This is a genomic window from Sphingobacterium sp. MYb388 (genome assembly GCF_037479535.1).
In the GTDB taxonomy this organism is placed as follows: Bacteria; Bacteroidota; Bacteroidia; order Sphingobacteriales; family Sphingobacteriaceae; genus Sphingobacterium; species Sphingobacterium anhuiense.
This window is the reverse complement of record NZ_JBBGYV010000004.1, coordinates 374,992-391,568: the sequence shown is the minus strand read 5'-3', so window position 1 is coordinate 391,568 and position 16,577 is coordinate 374,992. Positions and strand designations below refer to the sequence as shown.

Annotated in this window: 12 protein-coding genes; 6 read left to right on the top strand and 6 right to left on the bottom strand. The window is 35.3% G+C overall.

The annotated features are described in order from the left end of the window. The first annotated feature begins 64 nt into the window (after positions 1-64). Both WH188_RS15425 and WH188_RS15420 read left to right on the top strand, forming a co-directional pair. A complete protein-coding gene (locus tag WH188_RS15425; RefSeq protein ID WP_021189329.1) occupies positions 65-1,003 on the top strand; it encodes a hydrogen peroxide-inducible genes activator in 939 nt (312 codons plus the stop codon). A gap of 6 nt (positions 1,004-1,009) precedes the next feature. Then, on the top strand, positions 1,010-2,818 hold the full coding sequence (locus tag WH188_RS15420) for a chloride channel protein (RefSeq protein WP_021189328.1): 1,809 nt from the start codon (positions 1,010-1,012) through the stop codon (positions 2,816-2,818). Between the two features lie 20 nt (positions 2,819-2,838). On the opposite strand, the gene WH188_RS15415 is transcribed toward WH188_RS15420, so the two are convergent. Further along, the gene (locus WH188_RS15415; RefSeq protein ID WP_132768434.1) at positions 2,839-3,429 is read right to left on the bottom strand and encodes a riboflavin synthase; all 591 of its coding nucleotides are present in this window, start codon (positions 3,427-3,429) and stop codon (positions 2,839-2,841) included. Between the two features lie 663 nt (positions 3,430-4,092). Here WH188_RS15415 and WH188_RS15410 point away from each other — a divergent pair. Beyond that, positions 4,093-5,751 (top strand): GLPGLI family protein, encoded by a 1,659-nt coding sequence (locus tag WH188_RS15410; protein ID WP_430981161.1) that lies wholly within the window; start codon positions 4,093-4,095, stop codon positions 5,749-5,751. A 56-nt stretch (positions 5,752-5,807) separates the two neighbouring features. Here the strand turns inward: WH188_RS15410 and ychF are convergent, their stop codons facing one another. Further along, positions 5,808-6,908: a redox-regulated ATPase YchF gene (ychF, locus tag WH188_RS15405; RefSeq protein WP_339424299.1), complete on the bottom strand. Its 1,101-nt coding sequence runs from the start codon at positions 6,906-6,908 to the stop codon at positions 5,808-5,810. A 70-nt stretch (positions 6,909-6,978) separates the two neighbouring features. Between ychF and WH188_RS15400 the strand changes: the two genes are divergently transcribed. Further along, positions 6,979-7,320 (top strand): Rieske (2Fe-2S) protein, encoded by a 342-nt coding sequence (locus WH188_RS15400; RefSeq protein ID WP_132768430.1) that lies wholly within the window; start codon positions 6,979-6,981, stop codon positions 7,318-7,320. A gap of 29 nt (positions 7,321-7,349) precedes the next feature. Here WH188_RS15400 and WH188_RS15395 read toward each other — a convergent pair whose 3' ends face one another. Then, on the bottom strand, positions 7,350-8,603 hold the full coding sequence (locus WH188_RS15395; protein ID WP_339424298.1) for a hypothetical protein: 1,254 nt from the start codon (positions 8,601-8,603) through the stop codon (positions 7,350-7,352). A 273-nt stretch (positions 8,604-8,876) separates the two neighbouring features. On the opposite strand from WH188_RS15395, the gene WH188_RS15390 reads away from it, so the two are divergent. Beyond that, a complete protein-coding gene (locus WH188_RS15390; RefSeq protein ID WP_339424297.1) occupies positions 8,877-11,534 on the top strand; it encodes a DUF5916 domain-containing protein in 2,658 nt (885 codons plus the stop codon). Between the two features lie 44 nt (positions 11,535-11,578). On the opposite strand, the gene WH188_RS15385 is transcribed toward WH188_RS15390, so the two are convergent. Both WH188_RS15385 and WH188_RS15380 read right to left on the bottom strand, forming a co-directional pair. Then, positions 11,579-12,085: a GNAT family N-acetyltransferase gene (locus WH188_RS15385; protein ID WP_168126669.1), complete on the bottom strand. Its 507-nt coding sequence runs from the start codon at positions 12,083-12,085 to the stop codon at positions 11,579-11,581. Positions 12,086-12,287: 202 nt separating this feature from the next. Further along, positions 12,288-13,427: an Atu1372/SO_1960 family protein gene (locus WH188_RS15380; protein ID WP_339424296.1), complete on the bottom strand. Its 1,140-nt coding sequence runs from the start codon at positions 13,425-13,427 to the stop codon at positions 12,288-12,290. A gap of 68 nt (positions 13,428-13,495) precedes the next feature. Between WH188_RS15380 and WH188_RS15375 the strand changes: the two genes are divergently transcribed. Beyond that, positions 13,496-14,296, top strand: coding sequence for an AraC family transcriptional regulator (locus WH188_RS15375; protein ID WP_168126667.1), 801 nt, complete (start codon positions 13,496-13,498; stop codon positions 14,294-14,296). Positions 14,297-14,386: 90 nt separating this feature from the next. Here the strand turns inward: WH188_RS15375 and WH188_RS15370 are convergent, their stop codons facing one another. Continuing rightward, positions 14,387-16,327: an oleate hydratase gene (locus tag WH188_RS15370; RefSeq protein WP_132768418.1), complete on the bottom strand. Its 1,941-nt coding sequence runs from the start codon at positions 16,325-16,327 to the stop codon at positions 14,387-14,389. Between the last annotated feature and the right edge of the window lie 250 nt (positions 16,328-16,577).

Here is a 16,577-nt window from a genome sequence, read left to right as displayed (position 1 = left end):
GATCGCGATTCGATCATTTGGTATGAAATATGTTTGTTACTTTTGTATAAATAAAATTGATAAGATGACGCTCATTCAATTAGAGTATATAGTCGCCGTTGATACATATAGAAACTTTGTAGCCGCTGCCGAAAAATGTTTTGTAACACAGCCCACGTTAAGTATGCAAATCCAGAAATTGGAGGAGTCTATTGGAGTTAAAATTTTTGACCGAAGCCGTCAACCTGTAATCCCTACTGAAATTGGAGAAAAGATAATTGCACAAGCTCGTATTATTCTGATAGAAAGTAAAAAAGTTTTGGAGATTGTCCAAAATGAAAATGGTGAATTGGACGGAGAGTTACGTATAGGAGTGATTCCGACGATAGCCCCTTATTTGTTACCGACGGTTCTAACACGGTTTATGGATAAATACCCCAAAATGCAATTACAAATTTGGGAGTATACCACCGAAAGAATTGTTCACGAGTTGAAAGTAGGACTTTTGGACTGCGGGATCTTATCGACACCATTACATGAAGCAGGAATAATTGAAAAGCCACTTTTTTATGAAAACTTCGTGGCATATATTTCGGAAAACAGTCCGCTTTTCGGTAAAAAGATGTTGAGTTCTGATGATATCGGAGAGGATAAGCTTTGGTTATTGAATGAAGGTCACTGTATGCGTGGACAGGTATTAAACATCTGCCATCATAAACATAATTATGATAGTTCTGGTCGTTTTGAATATAATACCGGGAGTGTAGAGACTTTAAAAAAGATGGTGGATATCAATTCGGGAATTACAATATTACCCGAATTATCTATTGTAGATTATAATGAAGATCAGCTAAACCGGATTCGTTATTTTAAAGCTCCGGAACCTGTCCGTGAAATAAGTCTTGTAACAACACAGAATTTTGTCAAAAAACAAGCTATTGAAGCGTTATCGCGTGAGATTATGGAAGCAATACCGGAGAAGTTTAAATCAAAGAAAAAGAAAGAGGTTCTAAGTTTTCAATAATATAAAATGAATAGTAAAACATTAAGGGGCAGGCTTAATAGAAAATTAGATGCGCTTAATCATTGGCGGATGCATAAAATTTCGAATCGAAACTTTATCATTATTTTAGCTTTTGTAGTCGGGATTATAGGTGGTATAGCTGCTTCTGTGTTAAAAGCATTAACGCACTTTATTGCTTCGACCTTACAGGATGATGTGGATTGGCATTATAAATATTCATTCTATTTATTCTTCCCATTATTAGGTATTCTTTTGAGTGTCTTGTATGTGCGTAAGGTGCTAAAGGCAAAACATCTTGAGCACGGTATAACACCGATTATTTATGCCATTTCCAGAAAATCGAGTCAGATTCCTGTTCACAATGTCTATTCGCAGATAGTCACCTCGGCTATAACCGTTGGGTTTGGAGGATCTTGTGGATTAGAGGCACCTATTGCGATGAGTGGATCTGCCATCGGATCTAATACGGGACGGTTTTTTGGCTTGCAATATAAAGAGGTGACGATGCTATTGGCTTGTGGGGCTGCAGCTGGTATCGCAGGCGCTTTTGACAGCCCTTTAGCAGGGATGGTGTTCGCCATCGAAATTTTATTACCGGAATTCTCTATTCCGGTGCTTATTCCGTTACTGATTTCGGCTGCAATGGCATCGGTAGTTGCACAATCATTATATAGTGAACCCCTATTTCACACTTTTAGTACGGAGTGGGAGGTATCAGCACTATTTTTCTACTTATTGTTAGCTTTATTGGTTGGTGGATATTCTGTTTATTTTGCGAAGATCAGCAGTATTGTCAAGAATTGGTTTACTAATATTAAAAATCCTTACAATAAGGTGTGGGTTAGTGGCATATCATTGGGGTTGATGATCTTTATCTTCCCTGCTCTTTACGGAGAAGGATATATTGCGATTCAGCAAATATTGAATGGTCAATTTAATGCCATTGTTAAGAATAGTCTATTTGCAGATTATCAGGATATCGGGCTTGTAATATTAGCTTATTCGGTCTTAACTCTTTTTGCCAAATCATTTGCCGCTCTGTTTACCCTTAATGGTGGTGGAAACGGAGGTGTTTTTGGTCCTAGTCTGGTGATGGGCGGGCTATTGGGCTTTGCTTTTGCTTATGGAGTCAATCTGACAGGAATAACAGAATTGAATGTTCCTAACTTTGTAGTGGTCGGCATGGCCGGCGCCTTGAGTGGAATCATGCATGCACCATTGACAGGTGTTTTTCTAATCGCAGAAATCACTGGAGGGTACGGATTGATGGTACCGCTAATGCTTGTCACTTCCATTTCATATTTAATTAATAGGTCGATACTGAAATACTCTATTTATACGAAAGTTTTAGCTGATTCAGGAGACTTGCTGTCTTACGAGGACAAGGATCGATCTGTATTGAGTATGATGAAGGTAAGGTATGTTTTAGAAACTAATTTTGTCATACTAAGACCTGAAGAAACCCCTAAAATGAGACAGTCTGATATTATTCACAGTAAGCGTAATATTTTTCCTATTGTTACTGAAAAGGGCAAATTGCTCGGTATCTTATATAGCGAACGCTTATTTTCTATTTTATTGGGTGAGGAGGAAGGTATCGACCAACCTTTTAGTAAGTTAGCGGAAACACCTACTGATCTTGTTAAAATACATGAAGAAGATATGGAGTCGGTCATGCTCAAGATGAAAAAAGATGATGTATGGATATTACCAGTGATTGATAAGGATGGGAATTATCTCGGCTTTGTATCGAAATCAAGTGTCTTTAATAAGTACAGGGCATTGCTGATGCGACAAGGACATTATTTGGAGTAACATGAAATATGGCTTTGAGATTAACCTCTCAAAGCCATAATTTTTGATACATATTTGCCTATGATATCAAATTCCAGATTTACTTTTGTACCTACTTCTACATTTTTTAAGTTTGTGTGTTCAATAGTGTAGGGGATAATTGCGACAGAAAATTGATCAATTTTAGAGTTAACTACAGTCAGGCTAATCCCGTTTACTGTAATAGATCCTTTTTCAACTGTGATATTCTGAAGCTTTGGATCATATTGAAATGTAAATACGAAACTTCCATCTTGATCTTGTTTGTTAATACATGTTGCTACCTGATCAACGTGACCTTGTACAATATGTCCGTCAAAACGTCCATTGGCCTGCGTACAACGTTCTATATTCATGACATCGCCAATCTTTAAATCTTGAAGATTTGTTTTTTGCAGTGTTTCATCAATTGCAGTTACTTGATGCAAATTTTCTTCAATTCCAACAACGGTTAAACAAACTCCGTTATGGGCTACACTTTGATCTATCTTTAATTCATTGGAAATCTGGCTCTCGATATACAAATGAATATTTGTATCTTCTTTGACAATATCTTTGACCTTTCCTAAGGTTTCTATAATTCCTGTAAACATGTGTTTTTCTGATTTTATACAAAGATAAAGATAATCTGAGGATATAAAAACACTTAGAATCATTCTAAATTGTAGTAAAATCACTACAATTTAATATTATTAAAAAAAATAAGAATAAATAATTTGTTATAGTGTAATATATACACTATCTTTGTTGCATCATAATTTAGGTTTATAATTGGTTTTAAAGGTTTTCATTCTCCCCGTTTGAAAACCTTTATTTATTTATAGCGATATTATTTATCTTTTAAGTTTTAATATTGTCATTTTTCTAATTATATAGGTTTTAATTCGATTTCACTGTTTTTTATTCAAAAAAAGTTATTGTGTTGGATTTACACCATATCAAATGGGGCATACTGATATCTTATTACTGGTTAAAAGAGTTGCAGTAATGGTATTTTTAGCATTATTTTTTATTGAAAAATAATAAATAACGTATCGTTTTACACTATATTTCCTTATTATTTTTTCAGTGTTCAAATAATTATTTTGTAAGAATAATAAATATATTTTACCTTTGACGTAGGTTTAGGTTGATTACCTCTTTCAAGAGGTACTTTAAAGCCTGGGAAATCGCTCGATTCTCTCAGGCTTTTCTATTTTATAGCCATATTATCAATCATTTTTTTAAATTTGAAGATTAATCATTTATTCCATACTATGCGTATATTATATCTATTTCTATCTCTCTTTTTTTTCCAATCACTTTATGCTCAGAAAGGCATTTTAGTTGAATATCAGCGTTCCAGTAACAATAAAGTTATGGAATCGCAGGATCCGACTTTAGTTTATGCAAATGCCGAGCAAACAGTGATTACAAGCCGTAAGATTATGAACGGTGAAGCGAAGATGCCTTATGAGATTTTTGTTATTAAAAGACCTTCAAATGCTTATTATAAGATGACACGGGTCAATGCAATGAAACAAATAGGTACAATTGATTCCAATGCGATCAATAAACAAAATTTGGAAATTACTAAGGAAACTAAAAAAATATTAGGCTATACTTGCTATAGGGCAAAAACTAGTGTAAACTCGAATAGCATTGATATCTGGTATACGACCGAGCTGAAGGTAAAAGGTGGTCCTTCAGATTTAGGGCAGAACCTTGGCTTTGTACTTGAAGTAGTCCGTAATGGTAATTCTGCAGTAACAGCAAGTAAAATTGAAAAACTAAAGGAATGGCCAACGTCATTAAACTTGCCTCAGTCATTGGTTTATGTTGATGATTTGACCTATAAAGATGAGCTGTGGAAAAGCAGGTTTACACAAGTTCCTGTCTTTAAAAATGAAAAGATCAGCTTCTCCGATGATAGTAAATCGGATAGTATTTTAAGATTTGCAAATGGTACTGTCATTGTTAAAAAAGTAAAAATTCCAAAGATTAATCCAGGACAAACTGTATTTGTGCAATTGACTGAAAAATCTAAAGGTGACGCTTACGATCGTACAGGTTCTGTTTTTATTATTCCTCAAGATCAGCAACTGTCTTTTTTAGATGGTATGCAAAAAGGGATGAATACGCTACCGTTTTATGATAATGGCAATGGTAAAAAATACCAAGGTGTGATCCGTACGGCTATTTATTCTCCTATCTTAGAGCTTATGCGCTTCTTTACACCTTTTGGTGTGAGTCAATTTAATTATTTAAAATTGAAGGGCAAGACCTGGCAAGATTCTGTATTATATAGACAGGATATCAGCGAGCTTGCGGGGGCTATCAGTGATCAGGAAGTTTATGTAGGTGCTTTTATTGGAAATTATGATAAAAATGGCCATGAGATAAGTCTTGAATTGACGGTACATCCGGGGTTTGATAGAAGCCAATCATTAAAAAAATTACTGCCAATTTTTAATACTACTAATGTAATGGAAATGGGTGGGCAGGAGTACGGAACGATGTTCAATAAGGATCAAGGTTTGGTAGTAACTTTTGAGTTGAAGGAGGATGCGGACAATGTTCAACTGCGCTATGTTACTACTGGACATGGTGGATGGGGGAATGGTGATGAATTTGTCCCTAAAACAAATCGTATATTTCTTAACGAAGTGCCGTTATTTAGCTTTACACCATGGCGTAATGATTGTGGATCATATCGATTAAGTAATCCTGCTTCCGGAAATTTTGCTAATGGTCTATCTTCTTCGGATTTGAGTCGTTCTAATTGGTGTCCAGGAACGGTAACTTATCCTATTTTTATCGATATAGGAAAACTTAAAGCTGGAAAGCATACTGTCCGTGTTCATATTCCGCAAGGCGAAAGCGAGGGAACAAGCTTCAGCAGCTGGAATGTATCGGGTGTATTGTTATATGACTAAAACGAAAAGGGCTGAAAATATTTATTTTCAGCCCTTTCTAATTATTTTAATATTAATTATACATTGAATCTGAAGTGCATAATATCACCATCTTCAACAATATATGTTTTTCCTTCTACCGATAATTTACCAGCTTCTTTACAAGCTGTCTCAGATCCTAATTCGATAAAATCATTATATTTAATGACCTCTGCACGGATAAATCCTTTTTCAAAGTCTGTGTGGATAACACCTGCTGCTTGTGGGGCTGTAAATCCTTTTTCAATTGTCCAAGCACGAACTTCCTGCACACCAGCAGTAAAGTATGTTGCTAAGTCCAGTAGTGAATAAGCTGCCACGATCAATTTAGAAACACCAGATTCTGCTAAACCTAGATCATCTAAGAACATCTGACGCTCTTCAAAACTTTCTAATTGTGCAATTTCCGATTCAATCTGAGCAGAAATAATTAATACCTGTGCATTTTCATCCTTAACTTCTTCTTTTACACGGTCAACATAAGCATTACCGGTATTGACAGAAGCTTCGTCCACATTACACACATATAATACAGGTTTTACAGTTAGTAATGCTAAATCTTGAATGAAATCGAAATCGTCTTTTTCAAGAGGTGCTGTACGAGCTGATTTACCAGCTTCTAAATGGTCTTTTACAATAGATAAGATTTCGTAAGTGCGTTTTGCATCTTTATCTCCACCTGTTTTGGCCATTTTTTCTACTTTTTGAATACGTTTCACAACAGTATCCAAATCTTTCAACTGTAACTCAGTATCAATGATTTCTTTGTCACGAATAGGATCTACAGATCCATCAACATGGATCACATTGCCGTCATCGAAACAACGTAAAACGTGAATAATTGCATTTGTTGTACGAATATTCCCTAAGAATTGATTACCAAGACCTTCACCTTTAGAAGCGCCTTTTACTAAACCAGCGATATCAACAATCTCAATTGTATTTGGAACAATTTTTTGAGGATTAACCAATTCAGCTAATTTATTAAGACGGGTATCAGGAACAGTGATAACCCCAACATTTGGTTCAATAGTACAAAAAGGAAAGTTTGCCGCTTGTGCTTTAGCGTTAGACAAACAGTTAAATAGTGTTGATTTACCTACGTTAGGTAATCCAACGATACCGCATTGTAAAGCCATAAAATATGCTAGTTTTTTGAATTTACGCAAAGATAAAAAATAAGTCGAAACTTTCTATGTATCTTTAATTATGTTGCAATGGTATAAGATCGATAAGGCGAGTATTTATGTTGAAGACCGAATTTATGAGGTAGAAGCGGGGCGTACCCGGTTGTGTATTTTGCATAATGCAAATGGCTGGAAAGCATTTTCTAGGAAATGTCCACATGCGGGAGCTTCATTTGTAACGGGTTGGTGCGAAGGTGAAGAGATTGTTTGTTCTTATCACCGGCATAGATTTAATTTGACAAGTGGCACAGGTTGTCCCGGACAAGGGGATTTTATTAAGATATACCCTACTAAAGTTGAAAATGAAGAATTGTATGTTGCCATTGAATCTTCAGGTTCTTTCTTTAGCAGGCTATTTAAATAAGAGTTTTTTTGATTAATGATTGGATACGATTATTTGTTGTGCGGATATTCCTGTATCCAGTTAAAACCACGATTCATTAACTCAAATGTTTTCGGATCTCTTTTTTTAAGTCTGATTTCTTCGAATCGCTCTTTTATTTTTACTTTTAATAGCACATCACCATTCTCCTCCAGTTTATAATCAAAGGTGTAATTGTTTAAGGTCATCTTATTTTCTGATGTATTAAAGCCGACTCCGATTCGTTGTACATTGTAAAAATTATCACGAGCTCGTGCATTTCCTTCATATTCAAAGATTAGAAATGACCAATCATTGGGTATGCTAACTCTTTTTTCTGAAGTTGTGTCAATTTGATAGATACCATACAATGGCGATTTTTTGAAATATTGTGCTATTATTTTTTTTTGATTAAAAACACCAAATAGCTGGGTTGAGATAAACAGCATAATCACTAAGACTTTGCATATCGATGCAACCCACTTTTTCCATACTCTATTGAACACTGGCCTATTAATTTGCTTAAGTTGACTAGCCTCGCCTTTGAAAAAAAGGTCTGTTAAAGATTTGAGATATGGAAGTAATAAAAATACCGATAATAAGACTAGTGCAGTTGACATCAACTTTACAGGTACATCGTAAAAATAGTTTATGGCCATTATATTTAAACTTGTAGCCACTGTGATTAAAGCGCCTAAAACCATTGTTTTCCTAAACAGGAGTAGGCCTGCCATTACCTCCACAATACCAATAAAAATATTGTATCCTTTCGAAAAACCAAAGAAATTCCATGCCAATCCCATTGGAGAAAATTCACCTAGAGGTTGCATAAGCTTGGTCAATCCTGGAGGCGGCATTTGCGCATGCATCAATTTGCTTACACCATAGTTGATGAGCATGAATGCAATGTAATAGCGAATAAAGACCGTCAACCAATAATAGCACTTATTGTAATTATTTCTTTTTGTATCTATCAAGGTCCAAATGATGGTTCCCAGAACTCCAATGATAACTAATATCAGAAGTGTTACCCAGTCATAAGAAGTATCTCCGCTACCGTTGGAGAAAATGGAATAGTCGTATTGATATTTTAATATATTTTTCGAAAACCATGGTGTACAGATATGCATTAGCATAATCAATGGTCTATTGATGAAGCTGAATAGAGGGAATGAACCGTTATTACATATCACTATAAATAATAAAATAAAAACGAAAGAAAAACGGAATCCTATTTTTTTTCCAAAACTCCAGTATATGGTCGTGTTATTAGTGGAATTAATCATAAAAAGGTTTAAATAATTAGCTATTGATTACTAAGATAGTGTTTTCATTTAATTTTCCATTTACTTGCGAGAAATATTGTTGGGATGTTTATAGATTGATGCTAGGAACTGAGTTCGGTATGCTTTTTATGAATCTTAATTCTTAACAAAGGAAGTTATCTTAATAATCTGTTGCAAATTCAATTATAGTATGATTTATTTTATTTAACTTGGTCGATTGACTTATATATAACACCAATATTATATAGAACCTACAAAAATAATTGGATAATTATGAAATATTATTGTTTCCTGGCTTCTTTGTTCATCCATAGTCTATGTCAGGCTCAGGATCAAAGAAAAGAGGTCGTTTCTTTAGACAGCGCTTATAAAAGAGCGTATCATATTACAAAACTTACAGGAGAACAGCCTCGAATTGATGGGAAACTGGATGAAACTATATGGAAGGATAAGGGAGAATGGTCGGAAAAGTTTTCTCAGGTAATTCCTTTTGAACGCGTTTATACACCCTCATGGACTCGGATGAAAATATTTTATGATGATGAAAATGTTTATGTAGGAGTTTATTGTAAGGATGTACACCCGGAAACCATGAATGAATTTATTGGTAATCGCGATGATAACAGTAATGGAGATTTGATCAGTATTGCATTTGACACCTATCATGATTATCGTGTGGCATCTGAATTTAATGTTAATCTCGGGGGAAATAAGACAGATTTGACGGTGACGGATAAATTATCTGTCAATCTGAGTTGGAATACTGTGTGGGAAGGACGGACGAATATCGACCTTGCAGATTCAAGCTGGACGGCAGAACTGAGGATTCCTTTTAGTCAATTACGTTATAATCAGAAAAATGAAGATGGTATTTGGGGTTTACACGTAAGGCGTATCATTCGGAGAAATAATGAGGTCCAGAATTGGAGTTTAATTCCAATAAAAAATAATGGACATGTTTTTTCTTTTGGAGAGATGCACGGTATGACAGACTTGCCAAAGCCAAGAGGAATTGAATTTTTGCCATACACGATGAGCAAATTTGTCCGAAATCCGAAAGTACCTAACAGCCCTTTTCAGAAAGGGAGCAGGTGGCAAGCCACTGCGGGTTTAGATGCGAAATTTGCACTGAATGATTTTACACTGGATATGACTATAAATCCAGATTATGGTCAGGTTGAACTGGATCCGTCAGTCATGAATCTATCTGCTTTCGAGATTTTTTATGATGAAAAGAGACCTTTTTTTCTTGAAGGTAAACATATTTTGGAGTTTGATAATAATGAAGAGGGGATGATGTTTTACTCCCGTAGAATAGGAGCAATGCCTACTTATCAACCCAAAAATATAGATAATCTGACAAGTTTTGCGAGCACACCAAATCCTATTCCCATTTTAGGTGCTATGAAGTTAACGGGCACGAACAGAAATGGTGTTACAGTTGGGTTTCTGGAAAGCATTACTGCGGAGACTAATTCTAAAGTGATGCGAAATGGTGAACCCGATAAAGAGATTACAGAGCCTTTAACCAATTATACGGTGGCTCGTGTACAAAAAAATTGGGAAGGTAATACGCTATTAGGTGGTATGGTAACTTCGGTAAATCGTAAGTTAGGAAGAAAACATCTGGAAGATGCAATGGTTGAAAATGCTTTCACAAGTGGAGTTGATTTTACGCAGTACTTTGCTAAGCGTCTTTACTATATCGATGCAAAAGGTATGTTCAGTACTTTACATGGCTCAGCGGATGCGATCCTTAATACGAAAATGAATGCGACCCACTATTATCAACGTGAATCAGGCTCGGGGTATCTGAATTTAGATCCGGATAAGAAGACCTTACAAGGTACAGGTGGTTATGTAAAAGTGGGTAAGAGAGGAAATGCGCAATGGAATTTTGCAGAAACTTTTAGTTGGTCATCACCGGGATTCGATCTTAACAATGTGGGGTATCTTCGTCAATCTGATTTTAAATTTAATGAATCTGAGATCACCTATCGAAAAACAGATCCATGGGGCCCATTTCGTTTTGCAGGAATTAATCTAACGCAGAAAAATATGTGGAATTATGGTGGAAAGGCTATTAATAATAATATTGCACTCCGTTGGAGGAGTTTAAGTACGAAACGTCGTATCGAAATGGATATCAAGGAAACCTTTAACTGGAATACCATTGATAGCCGTCAACTTCGTGGAGGGCCAGACTTAAGATTGAATTCTAATTTTGAATCTAATGTAATGGTTAGTTCAGATCGTGCAAAACGGATCGTTTTTAAATTAGATTATAATGGGCGACACTATTTGGAACAGGAAACGGGGTATAATGCAATACACCCAAGCATGATTTTCCGGTTAGGGGACCATGTTCGTCTTACAGGACAGCTAAATTATGCATGGAATAAAGATAATCTGCAATATGTAAATAGTATTTTACCAACGGAAAACAGTATAGATCGCACGACCTATGTTATGGGGCGTATGAAACAACAAACCTATGGTATTACCTTAAATATGCAGATGAATCTAACACCTGATATTTCAATTCAATATTATGGTTCTCCTTTCACTTCAGTTGCTAAATATGATCGCTTTAAAGAAGCCGCGAATACAGATTCTCACACTTATGAGGATCGTTTTAGAACGTTTACTGTAGAGGAATTAAGTTTTAATTCAGGTGTTTATGAAGTTGATAAAGGAAACCATGTGCTAAAGTTCAAAGATCCAAACTTTAGTTTTAATGAATTTCGCTCAAACTTAGTTGCGCGCTGGGAGTATCTTCCTGGATCTACTTTGTATCTTGTCTGGGAACATAATCGATCTAATCGTGACGAGATTTATCAAACCGGCTGGGGAAATAATCTAGATCGGATGTTTGGGTTACCCGCAAGCAATACTTTTATGATGAAGATCAATTATTGGATCAATATGTAGTATTCGCTTCTTATCTTGCTGAGAATAAGAAGCGAATAGTTTTTTTATAATGCTATCTCAAACAAGCTAAATGATCCTTCTTTATAATGTTCAGGTAATTCTGGGGTCCATTTAATTTGACTCACTCCTTTAAACATAAAACCACAGCTTATGTAGTAGTTGTTTATTTTATCATTCCCACTATGAGTATCTAGTCTAATGAATTTTTTTTCATTTGCAATTGCATATTCTTTAGCCCAAGCGACGATTTTTGTTACATAAGAATTTCCTCTAAATAGAGGATTTGTCGCTATTCTGTGAATATAAATTGCGTTATCGTTAGCAGATTCTTTCCAGATAACATCATCTTTGAAAGTAAGTACAAATGTACAAGCTACAACTGATCCTTCTAGTATAACAAAATGTCTATTTTCATCGATCTCCTTTTGTACCTGAGCTAATTTAAACCCCTTCCATCCTTTATTACCAACTTGTAGTTTATATGCTGAGGCCTGTTCGTAAACTTTGAAGATATCCTCAATATCATGAGCTGTGCTGTTTCTTATTTCCATTTCTAAATAAATTTCTGATGTACCTGCTTATTTTCACTTTAGTAACATCATTTGGTGATCTGTGGCAAATATATTTTATTTTTTCCTTTAACAGGGCAAGGATAATGGGATTCAATTAAAAAAGATAGGGATCCACCAGATTTCTATAAGCTCTAGGACGAAATGGAAGTTTTTAGCTGATGAACAATGAAGCTTAATTTTTTTAGTCAATTTCAAAGATAGCTTGAATTTCTACAGCAGAATTTACAGGAATGGAAGATGCACCAAATGTTGCGCGGGCATGCTTTCCTTTTTCTCCGAAAACATCAACTGTAAGATCAGAGGCTACGTTCATTAAGTCAGCATGCTTGGTATAACCTTCGGGTGTATTGAATATTCCAGTTAACTGAACACAGCGTTTAAACTGTTCGAGATTTCCGCCAACAGCTTCGTTTAGCACAGCTATCACATTCAGCATTGTTGTTCTGGTCGCTTCTTTTACTTGTTGTTCGTTGAGTTCTTTTCCTAATTTTCCAGGATTAAGAATCTTTCCGTCTTTTAACGCTACCTGGTTGATGAAGATTAAATTACCTGTACGAATGTAAGGTTTGTAATTACCTGCTGGTTGGGGAACTTCTGGTAGTGTAATCTTTTTTTGTTTTAATGTTGATGCAACTGTTGTTTTATTTTCTAACAAAGTAACAGTGCTCTTAAAGAAGGTGCCTTTTAAGGCAAGTGCAATTTTGGCAAAATTTTCACCTTGGAGCTTGATTAAATAGCGCTCACTTTCGCTTGGTCTTTCGACATTTTTTGCAGAGGAAAGACTTGTTGTACCCAATACCGTGTTACCTTGTGGAATTTTGACGTCAATTTTTTCATTACCACGAATGCCATTTGAAACGAGTATCATCCCATGTACAGCGAGGCTATTCCAAATGGATTGAATGGCTAGTTCTTTACCCGCGCCGCTACCTGCAGACATGAAAACGGTAGCAGGCATACCTTCCAAACCATGTTTTGTCCAAAGATCGACAGTCTTTGATAAAAATTCGCTCATAGCAGTACTCATGTTCCCAAAATAAATGGGTGAACCAAAAGCTATTCCATCATATGATGAAAGTTCATTTGGGGTAGCAACAGGAATTTCTTTTAATTTTGCATGCTCATTTTTTTTAACCATTTTGATAATTGCTTCTGCTTGATTGGAACTTTCTAGTCCTTTTGCAAATTCTTTAGCGAGCTCATAAGTGCTTCCATTGTCGGAATGTATGAGTACAAGTACACGCGCTTTTTTTTGTTGTGCGTGTGCTACAATTGAAAATATTGATATTAATGCGATTAATATATTACGTAAGTTAATCATAGATCTTAATTATTATGTTCCCTTACAAAATTAGGTAAGTCATTTTTAGTAAATTTGCCAAAAACAACATGCAAAACGACAGATCGAAATGCGGACTTACGGAACAAGGTAAAGGAATCTATGTAGATCTTATTCCAAAGGATATGTATGTTTGGTATGAAGATAATTGGCAACATGATGAACATGAGCATCTTCATGCGCGAAGTCAATTAACTTTTGTAGAAGAGGGGTACCAGTATTTTCATCTGGATCGTAATATATACCTTGTTCCTAAAAATCATGTTATCTGGATTCCTTCGGGTCTCAAACATCGTGTTGTTTCGGAAGCTTCACAGGTGAAACTTATGGTCGTCTTATTTAAATCTGATTTAGAAAACAGTTTTTTTCAGGACATTCATGTATTTCCTGCACCGGCTGTTTTAATAGAGATGCTTCGGTACGCATCAAAATGGAATAAACTTCTTACTGAGGATGAAGAGCAGGCTATATTCTTAAAAGCATTGCAGATTAGCCTGCCTAATTTTTGCAAAGAGAGCAATTACTTACAAATACCTGTACCTGGAGATCAACGTTTGTTGTCTGTTTGCAATTATATAAATAATCACTATACTATAAACCTTAAAATTGAAGAACTTGCTGCGCAGTCCACATTGTCAATCCGTACACTGCAGCGTTTGTTTAAAAAGGAAACAGGAATAACTTTAAAAAAATACATACAACTTATTCGGGTGCTAAAGAGTATTGAGCTCATCGATACGAAACAACATACTTTAAGTGAAATCGGTTTTATGGTTGGATATAAAAGTTTAGCTGCTTTTACAGCGTCTTATTATTCCATTATGCGAAATCATCCAAATAGGAAATATTAAGAAAATCTCTTTTTAACTGTATCGTTTGCGATGATTAAAATAAAAAATCCAATGTAACTGTTGTAATTACATTGGATTTCATGTTGCTGATTAGCCTTTTATACCTTTTATCCAGTCTTTAAACTTGGTGATCTGTTCTTGCACAAAAGATTCATGATCATCATTTTCGTTACTTCCTATTGGTAAAATATGTTCAAAGTATGAACCTTTTAACACCTTTCTTAATAGACCTTCTCCAACGAAAGGCTTATCGTCGTTCAAAGTTTTAGCCGCTTTCAAGAGGTGGCGGATATCATATTGTAAAGGATTAATATCTGGAACTTGTTTATTCAGGTTCAGTAATTCATATACTGCGATTCGTGCTGTTCTCACCGAACTTTCCATGGTGAACACGACATCATTATTTGTTTCAATAAATTGCCCCACAAGGCCTAAATTTTTGCAACCATTTGGGACTACTCTTGGGCGGTCTCCTTTGGCGCGAGGCATAAACATGGAGGTAATGTATGGCATGAATGAGGTTCTTACTATGGTGTTTTTAATCACATCATCCAATTGATCCACAATACCTAGATGAAAACATAATTCGCTCAAAATTTCATCTCCTGTACATGCTGGCATTGTTTTTTTGATGTAGTTACCTTGTTTATCCATAAACAATGCATATACCCATAGAACGAGTACATCGTCAGGTTGTCCAGGGAAATGGGGTTGCCTATTGCAGGTAAAACTCATCAACCAATTGGAATCTGTAATCGTAATTATACCTCCAGTAACTGTTTTTCCAGAATATGGATCGTTTACCGAATATTCCTTCAGTTTATCAATTAAAGCAGAAGGTTTACAAGTTAATGTAGCTGATTCCCACGATGACTTTTCAATATTACTACAAAATTTCTCTGGTTTTCCAAATACTTCCGACTTAGCAGCGAGATTTTTCCATAATTTCCATCCGGCACTTTGTCCACTTGTACTGTTATCGATTTCAATAATGGGTGCTGTTTTATTGTCGCCATAAAACGTATCTTCGGTCATAGAGCCTGTAGTAACGATCACAAAATCTTCCTTTCCTACTGGAATGATTACTTCCTTTCCATCTTGTTCAGTAATGATACTTTCGACGGTTTTCCCTTCCGTATTGCTGTGAATATGTAGATCACTAACTAATACATTTAATCTGATATTAACGCCCTTTTTCTGTAATACACGGCGTAATGGTGTAACGAAGGTGTCGTACTGGTTATATTTTGGAAATACAAGCGAAGATAGGTCATTTAGCCCATCAATAGCATGTAGAAAGCGATGCATGTATAGTTTTAGCTCCAATAAACTATGCCAGTTTTCGAAAGCAAACATGGTTCGCCAAAAAGTCCAGAAATTACTGCTCAAAAATGATTCACTAAAGTAATCCGATATCGTGATATTGTCTAAATCTTCTTTTTTCTTTAATAAAAGTTTAATGATAGCAAGCTGGTCTAATTTTGCTAATCCAAATTTGCTGAAGTCCTTAATTTCTCCATTGTTATGGATCAACCGTGCTTTGGAAAAGTTGGAGTCATTATCATTGATCAAACGGTATTCATCAAGAACTGAATAAGGTTCAGGCATTTCAAGAGCAGGAATATCTTGAAATATGTCCCACAAATTTTCGTAGGTCATATCCATTTCTCGTCCTCCCCGAATCACATAGCCTTCTGTAGCATTCCCAGATCCGTCCAGGGAACCGCCATCAATGTGAAGTTGCTCTAGAAAGACTATGTTTTCTGCAGGAATATGTCCATCTCTTATGAAATAGTAAGCGGCCGACATACCTGCAATACCACTTCCAATAATATACACTTTACTATTTTGATACGATTTTGGGGGAATACCTTTATTGCGTTGATAATTACCAATTTGATCGGAAAATGGCATTGATTTCTGAGGAGTATTTCGCTGTTGTTCTTTGCTTGAATCGGGTTCGTGATTTACATTACCATAAGAACTAGATGCATTAAGTACTTTTTCAAATTTTGAGGTGATTTCTTTCATGATACTGATTTTTTCTTATTTCTAATTTTTACTAAATAATGAGCATTCTTTTTAAAATTATTTTTCCATTCTAAAATCTAAGCTAATCTGGTTCGCTTAATATGTTAATTGATGCTTTTTAAGTACCTTACTTAATGAAATATTTTTTCACTATCGCTACTGATTCCATAACAGTAATTAATAGATTTTTGTTTAAAATAATTGTTAATTAATGTAAATTCATCTTTTTGCGGTTATTTAAATGCGCTAA

Coding starts and splice junctions, on each gene's coding strand:
- WH188_RS15425 (WP_021189329.1), top strand. CDS start 65: ATGACGCTCATTCAATTAGAGTATATAGTCGCCGTTGATACATATAGA.
- WH188_RS15420 (WP_021189328.1), top strand. CDS start 1,010: ATGAATAGTAAAACATTAAGGGGCAGGCTTAATAGAAAATTAGATGCG.
- WH188_RS15415 (WP_132768434.1), bottom strand. CDS start 3,429: ATGTTTACAGGAATTATAGAAACCTTAGGAAAGGTCAAAGATATTGTC.
- WH188_RS15410 (WP_430981161.1), top strand. CDS start 4,093: ATGCGTATATTATATCTATTTCTATCTCTCTTTTTTTTCCAATCACTT.
- ychF (WP_339424299.1), bottom strand. CDS start 6,908: ATGGCTTTACAATGCGGTATCGTTGGATTACCTAACGTAGGTAAATCA.
- WH188_RS15400 (WP_132768430.1), top strand. CDS start 6,979: ATGTTGCAATGGTATAAGATCGATAAGGCGAGTATTTATGTTGAAGAC.
- WH188_RS15395 (WP_339424298.1), bottom strand. CDS start 8,603: ATGATTAATTCCACTAATAACACGACCATATACTGGAGTTTTGGAAAA.
- WH188_RS15390 (WP_339424297.1), top strand. CDS start 8,877: ATGAAATATTATTGTTTCCTGGCTTCTTTGTTCATCCATAGTCTATGT.
- WH188_RS15385 (WP_168126669.1), bottom strand. CDS start 12,085: ATGGAAATAAGAAACAGCACAGCTCATGATATTGAGGATATCTTCAAA.
- WH188_RS15380 (WP_339424296.1), bottom strand. CDS start 13,427: ATGATTAACTTACGTAATATATTAATCGCATTAATATCAATATTTTCA.
- WH188_RS15375 (WP_168126667.1), top strand. CDS start 13,496: ATGCAAAACGACAGATCGAAATGCGGACTTACGGAACAAGGTAAAGGA.
- WH188_RS15370 (WP_132768418.1), bottom strand. CDS start 16,327: ATGAAAGAAATCACCTCAAAATTTGAAAAAGTACTTAATGCATCTAGT.